We start from the raw sequence: 5,778 nt of genomic DNA on the forward strand, positions 1-5,778 counted from the left end.
GTGAAGGGGCGGGCTGTAATTTTGGAGGCGCTCCGCGCCTCGAGGGTGGGGCCCTTGCGGGGCCCGGGGTTTAAGGACCGGGGGGGGGGGGGGGGGGGGGGGGGGGGGGCGCGGGCGGGGCCGCCGCGGGGGGGGCGGCCCCCCCCCCCCCCCCCCCCCCGGTTGTTAACAACCGGGCCCGCAAGGGCCCCACCCTCGAGGCGCGGAGCGCCTCCAAAATTACAGCCCGCCCCTTCACCGATCGTCCACCCCGATAGCAGGGTCACCAGACCCCCAACCCGTCGCCGCGGGGCTGCCTCCAAAATTGCAACCCCGCCCTTCACGGATGGTCTCCGCGGACCGACATATCCAGAGCCCCGAGACTTCACACCACCCGAGACAGCGCAACAACGACCACACCGCGCTTCACGGAAGATCTACCGCGAGACCAGGGACCACGGGCCCAACCCCCGCCAGCGAAAGACCCGGCCATGCACACGATTCACCCGAAGCGGCCCGAGATGTAATCCTCGGTGGCTTTCTCGCCCGGGTTTGAGAAGATTTTCTCCGTATCGTCGATCTCGACCAGCCGGCCCGGTTTGCCCTGGGCTTCCAGGTTGAAGAATCCGGTCTTATCGCTCACCCGCGCCGCCTGTTGCATGTTGTGGGTGACGATGACGATCGTGTATTCCTTCTTCAGCTCGGTGATCAGATCCTCGATCGCCAGCGTGGAGATCGGGTCCAGCGCCGAACAGGGCTCGTCCATCAGCAGTACATCCGGGGAGACCGCGATCGCGCGGGCGATACACAGACGCTGCTGCTGGCCACCGGACAGGCCGCCGCCCGGCTTGTCGAGCCGGTCCTTCACCTCGTTCCACAGGTTCGCGCCGCGCAGCGAGCGTTCCGCGACCTCGTCCAGTTCGGACTTGTTGCGCATGCCCTGCAGTTTCAGGCCCGCCACCACATTGTCGCGAATGGACATGGTGGGAAACGGGTTCGGGCGCTGGAACACCATGCCGATGGTGCGGCGCACGCCCACCGGGTCCACCTGGGAGCCGTAGATGTCCTCGCCGTCGAGCATGACCGCACCCGAGACGCTGGCGTTCGGGGTCACCTCGTGCATCCGGTTCAGCGACCGCAGCACGGTGGATTTACCGCATCCGGAGGGGCCGATGAAAGCGGTCACGCTGCGCGGCAAGACGTTCAGCGAGACATCCGCGACGGCATGGAATTTGCCGTAGTAGATGTTCAGGTCTTTGATATCGATGCGCTTGGCCATCTATTTTTCCGTTTCCGCCTTATCGGTTCCGCATCAGGAACTTGTTGACACCCGCGGCCGCCAGGTAGAGCAATGCGATCAGCAGGATGAGCGTCAGCGCCGCACCCCATACGCGCTGGCGTCCCGCGTCTTCCGCGTTCGCCAGTTCCTGGTAGATCAGCAGCGGCAGCGAGGCCATATTGCCGTCGAAGATATTCATATTGATCGACTTGCTGTAGCCGACCAGCACCAGCACCGGCGCGGTCTCGCCCATGACGCGGGCCAGCGCGAGCAGGATGCCGGATATCATGCCCGGCAGGGCGGTCGGGATGACGACCTTGACGATCGTCTTCCATTTCGGGATACCGAGCGCATAGGAGGCTTCGCGCAGTTCGTCGGGGACGAGTTTGAGCATTTCCTCGGTGTTGCGCACCACCACCGGCAGCATCAGCAACACCAGGGCCAGGGCGACCGCGAAGGAGCTCTGCGGGAAGCCCAGGGTCGCGATCCACAGGGCGAAGACGAACAGCGCGGCGACGATCGAGGGAATACCGGCCAGGATATCGACCATGAAGGTGGTCACCTTGGCGAAGCGGCCGGTGCCGTATTCGATCAGGTAGATCGCGGCCATGATGCCCAGCGGTACCGCGATCACGGCCGCAACCGCCGATTGCACGATGGTGCCGTAGATCGCGTGGTAGACACCGCCACCACTCTGGTCGGGCAGAATGCCCTTCTGCGAGTTCTGCCACCAGTCCAGCGAGAGGATCGCCTCGAAACCGTTGGCTATCACCATCCCCAGTACCCAGCCGAGTGGGATGAGGGCGATGAGGAAGCACAGTGTGAACAGCCCGGTGGCGACATTGTTCTTGATCTTCCGCGCGGTGCTCACATCGCGGAAGGTCGGCGCCTTGATCGGCTGATCGAATTTGGTCATGGTGGTCATCAGCCGTTCACCTTTCCACCGGCCACGAACCGGGCCAGCGCGTTGACCACGAACGTCAGTACGAAGAGCACGAAGCCCGCCGCGATATAGGCACCCGTCGGCAGCGGCGCGCTGAACTCGGCGGCGGCCGATGCGATTTTGGAGGCGAAGGTGAAACCGCCGTCGAACAGCGACCAGCCGCCCGCGTCCGCCGATGTTTTCAGGATGAGGAGCACGGCGATCGTCTCGCCGAGGGCCCGGCCCAGTCCGAGCATGGAGCCGGCGATGACACCGCTACGCCCGTAGGGCAGCACGGTCATCCGCACGACTTCCCATTTGGTGGCGCCGAGCGCCTGGGCCGCCTCGATATGCGCGGTGGGTGTCAGCGCGAACACTTCCCGGGCGACCGAGGTGATGATCGGCAGGATCATCACGGCCAGGACGATTCCGGCGGTGAAGATCGTGCCGCCGCCGGCGATGGAGACATTGCCGTCGGCGAACAGGAATAACCAGCCCAGGTTGTCGTTGAGGAAATGCTGGATCGGTTTCAGGTAGGGCGCCAGCACCAGCAGCCCCCACAGGCCGTACACGATCGAGGGCACCGCGGCCAGCAGATCGGTCAGCATCGAGAACGGGCGGGCCAGCTGTTTCGGTGCGTAGCGAGTAAGGAACAGCGCGATACCGACCCCGATCGGCACCGCGATGATGAGCGCGAACGCGGAGCTCAACACCGTCACCATGAACAGATCGCGGATACCGAAGCGGAGGTTGTCCGCATCGCCGGTGTTGAACTCCGTGCTGGTGAAGAAGTTCACCTGGTCAGCCCCGAGCGAAGGCACCGCGCGGATGAGCAGGAACAACGCGATCAATGCGATCGAGCCCACGATGATCGCGGCGGCGGCTACGGCCAGCGATTTGAAGACCTGTTCGGCCCGCCGGCCGTGCCCGCCGCCCTGCGGGCTCAGCGGCGATTTGTTCGGTTCGCTCGACATGGATGCGGTGTCTCCGGCCTTACGCAGGCTCGCCCCGGTGGACGAGCCCGCGGAGGCTACCTCTGGGTTGACTGTCATATTCGCACTATCAGGAGATGGCGTTGATCGCCGTGGTCAGCTTGGTTTTGAACTGCTCCGGGATCGGTACGTAGCCGTTGTCCTCCAGGCCTTCCTGGCCGTTGGTGACGGCCGAGGTCAGGAACCCCTTGACCGCGGCGGCGACCTCACCGTCGGCGTACTTCGAGCAGACGATCTCGTAGGTCGGCAGGATGATCGGGTAGGAACCGGCTTCGGTGGGCTTGTAGAACGACGAGGTGTCGAGCACCAGATCGTTGCCCTCGCCCTTGATCTTCACGCCGTCGATCGCCTTGCCCGCGGTCTCCGAGGTGAGTTCGACCGGCTCCGGCCCGGCAGAGGTGATGACCCGCACCTGGGAGAGGTTCTGCGCCTTGGCGAAGGACCACTCGTTGTAGGAGATCGAGTTCGGGGTCGACTTCACCGCGGCCGAGGTGCCCTCGTTGCCCTTGGCACCTTCACCGACGCCGCCGTTGAAGACCTTGCCCGCATCCTTGCCCCAGGCGCCGTCGGAGGCCGCGTCGAGGTAGAGCTGGAAGTTGTCGGTGGTACCGGACTCGTCGGACCGGTAGATGACCTTGATGGGCTGGGCCGGCAGCTGGGCGTCCGGGTTGAGCGCCTTGATCTCGGGCGCGTCCCAGGTCTTGACGGTGCCGTTGAAGATCTTGGCCATGGTCGGGCCGTCGAGCGCCAGATCGGCGACGCCGGCGACGTTGTAGGTGATGGCGATCGGGCCGAATACGGTCGGCAGGTTCCAGGCCGGCGAGGCGCAGCGCTCGGCGGCCTTCGCCACCTCGCCCTTGGATTCGCTCAGCGGCGAGTCGGAACCGGCGAAATCGGTCTGGCCGCCGAGGAATTCCTTCACACCCGCACCCGAACCGCTCGAGGTGTAGTTGAGGGTCTGGCCGTCGCAGTTGGTTTCGTAGGCGGCGGTGAAACGCTCCACGGCGTTCTTCTGCGCCGACGAACCGCTGGCCTTGAGTGCTTCCGTGCCACCGCACTGGACGTCGGCGTTGGCCTCGACACCGGTTGCGCCGGTGTTGTCGTCGCTGCCGCAGGCAGCCAACGGCAGGATCGCGGCGGCGAGAACGCCGACGATGGCGCTGCTGCGCTTGAACTTCACTCCAGTCCTCCGGATACATCCTGCTCGCCCGGTCCCTCACCGGCCCGGACGGGCCTCATGATGTGACTGTTCGCGGGGGAACTTGCACACCAGGCGGCCCACGACCGCCCAGAATCAACCTAGGGGCCGTCGGTAGACAGCCGGACCAGGGCGAGTGAACGGAAAGTGAACACCGGCGGAGTGATGGCGCCCGATATGTGTGATATTTGCCGCGCTGTTACTCAGCGCACTCTCGGACGCCCCCGGACGGTCGCTTTTATCCGTCGCCGTCCGGCGCCGCGTAGGCGATATCGATATGCGCGGGACCGAAACCGAGACGGCTGTAGGTCCGGACGGCGGCGGTGTTGTCGGCCTCGGTGTACAGCAGCACCTCGCCCAGGCCGGCGTCCCGCAGGTGGTGCAGGCCGATCAGCGTGAGCAACCGGCCGAGCCCGCGGCCCTGCGCGGCGGGATCGATACCCACCACATAGACCTCACCGGCCGGCGGATCCTCGTCGTGGTGGACCTTGGTCCAGTGGAAACCGAGCAACCGGCCGGGATCGTCGGCGGCGAAGGCCAGAAACAGCCCCGCCGGGTCGAACCAGGATTCGGCGCGACGCTGCGCCAGTTCGGACTCGGTCCATCCCCCCTGCTCAGGGTGCCAATCGAAGGCTGCGTTGTTGACCCGCAGCAGTTCGGCATCATCGGCCGGGCCGGCGTAGTGACGAACCACGATATCCGCCGGGACCTCCACCTCCGGTAGCTGTGGAGTTGCCAACGGCCGGCGCATCTGCCACAGCTCACGCGCCGCGACCAGCCCCAGCCGGGCCGCGACCGCTTCCGCCGCGGGCAGCTTCCCGTGCGCCCATACCCGGGCCCCGCTACCGCCGGCGGCGAGCACGGCGCCCACCAGTTCCCGGCCGATGCCCCGGCCGCGATGCTCGGGCGCCACGGCGGCCTCGGCCATGGCAGGGTGCTCGTCGTGCGCCGGAGTGAGACCCGCGTATCCGGCCACCGCACCGTCACTCAGAGCGAGCAGATGCCGGACCGGCGAATCCCCTCGCAACGCCAGCAGCCCCTGTTCGGAGACCGGTGCGACACCGTCGGCCGCAGCGGCGGCAGCCAGCAGGGCACTCACCTCGTCACCGTTGCCGAGCGCACCGTCCACCCAGCGCAATTCGATATCGGGCACCGCTTCCACACTCACTGGACCGTACCGTTCACCGGGGCCATCGAATCCTCTTCCGCACCCTCGCGGTCACCGTTACCCGCGCGGGATTCGGCATCGCCCTTGTTCTGCGACCGCGCCGGTCGCACAGCCTTGTAACCCACATTGCGGACCGTACCGATCAGCGATTCGTATTCGCTGCCCAGCTTCGCCCGCAACCGCCGCACATGCACATCGACCGTGCGGGTGCCGCCGAAGAAGTCGTACCCCCACACCTCC

Annotated in this window: 6 protein-coding genes; all 6 read right to left on the minus strand. The window is 66.1% G+C overall.

The window, feature by feature from the left end; translation table 11 throughout:
• Nucleotides 1–481: 481 nt before the first annotated feature.
• Nucleotides 482–1,258, minus strand: a complete 777-nt coding sequence (pstB, locus tag QH196_RS00890) for a phosphate ABC transporter ATP-binding protein PstB (RefSeq protein ID WP_033244108.1) — start codon at nt 1,256–1,258, stop codon at nt 482–484.
• Nucleotides 1,259–1,277: 19 nt separating this feature from the next.
• Nucleotides 1,278–2,183, minus strand: coding sequence for a phosphate ABC transporter permease PstA (gene pstA, locus QH196_RS00895; protein ID WP_280413829.1), 906 nt, complete (start codon nt 2,181–2,183; stop codon nt 1,278–1,280).
• Nucleotides 2,183–3,154, minus strand: a complete 972-nt coding sequence (pstC, locus tag QH196_RS00900; protein WP_280413832.1) for a phosphate ABC transporter permease subunit PstC — start codon at nt 3,152–3,154, stop codon at nt 2,183–2,185. The genes pstA and pstC overlap by 1 nt, the downstream gene beginning before the upstream one ends.
• 88 nt (nt 3,155–3,242) lie before the next feature.
• Nucleotides 3,243–4,352: a phosphate ABC transporter substrate-binding protein PstS gene (gene pstS / locus QH196_RS00905; RefSeq protein ID WP_280413830.1), complete on the minus strand. Its 1,110-nt coding sequence runs from the start codon at nt 4,350–4,352 to the stop codon at nt 3,243–3,245.
• A 256-nt stretch (nt 4,353–4,608) separates the two neighbouring features.
• Complete coding sequence (mshD, locus tag QH196_RS00910) at nt 4,609–5,532, minus strand: mycothiol synthase (protein WP_432279404.1); 924 nt, start codon at nt 5,530–5,532, stop codon at nt 4,609–4,611.
• Between the two features lie 2 nt (nt 5,533–5,534).
• On the minus strand, nt 5,535–5,778 hold a 244-nt coding region (locus tag QH196_RS00915; protein ID WP_280413831.1), incomplete at its 5' end, for a winged helix-turn-helix domain-containing protein.

Source organism: Nocardia carnea (genome assembly GCF_029868325.1).
GTDB lineage: Bacteria > Actinomycetota > Actinomycetes > Mycobacteriales > Mycobacteriaceae > Nocardia > Nocardia carnea_C.

What these genes read in the sequence shown, in the direction of transcription:
- pstB (WP_033244108.1), bottom strand. Translation starts at nt 1,258, where the DNA reads ATGGCCAAGCGCATCGATATCAAAGACCTGAACATCTACTACGGCAAA.
- pstA (WP_280413829.1), bottom strand. Translation starts at nt 2,183, where the DNA reads ATGACCACCATGACCAAATTCGATCAGCCGATCAAGGCGCCGACCTTC.
- pstC (WP_280413832.1), bottom strand. Translation starts at nt 3,154, where the DNA reads ATGTCGAGCGAACCGAACAAATCGCCGCTGAGCCCGCAGGGCGGCGGG.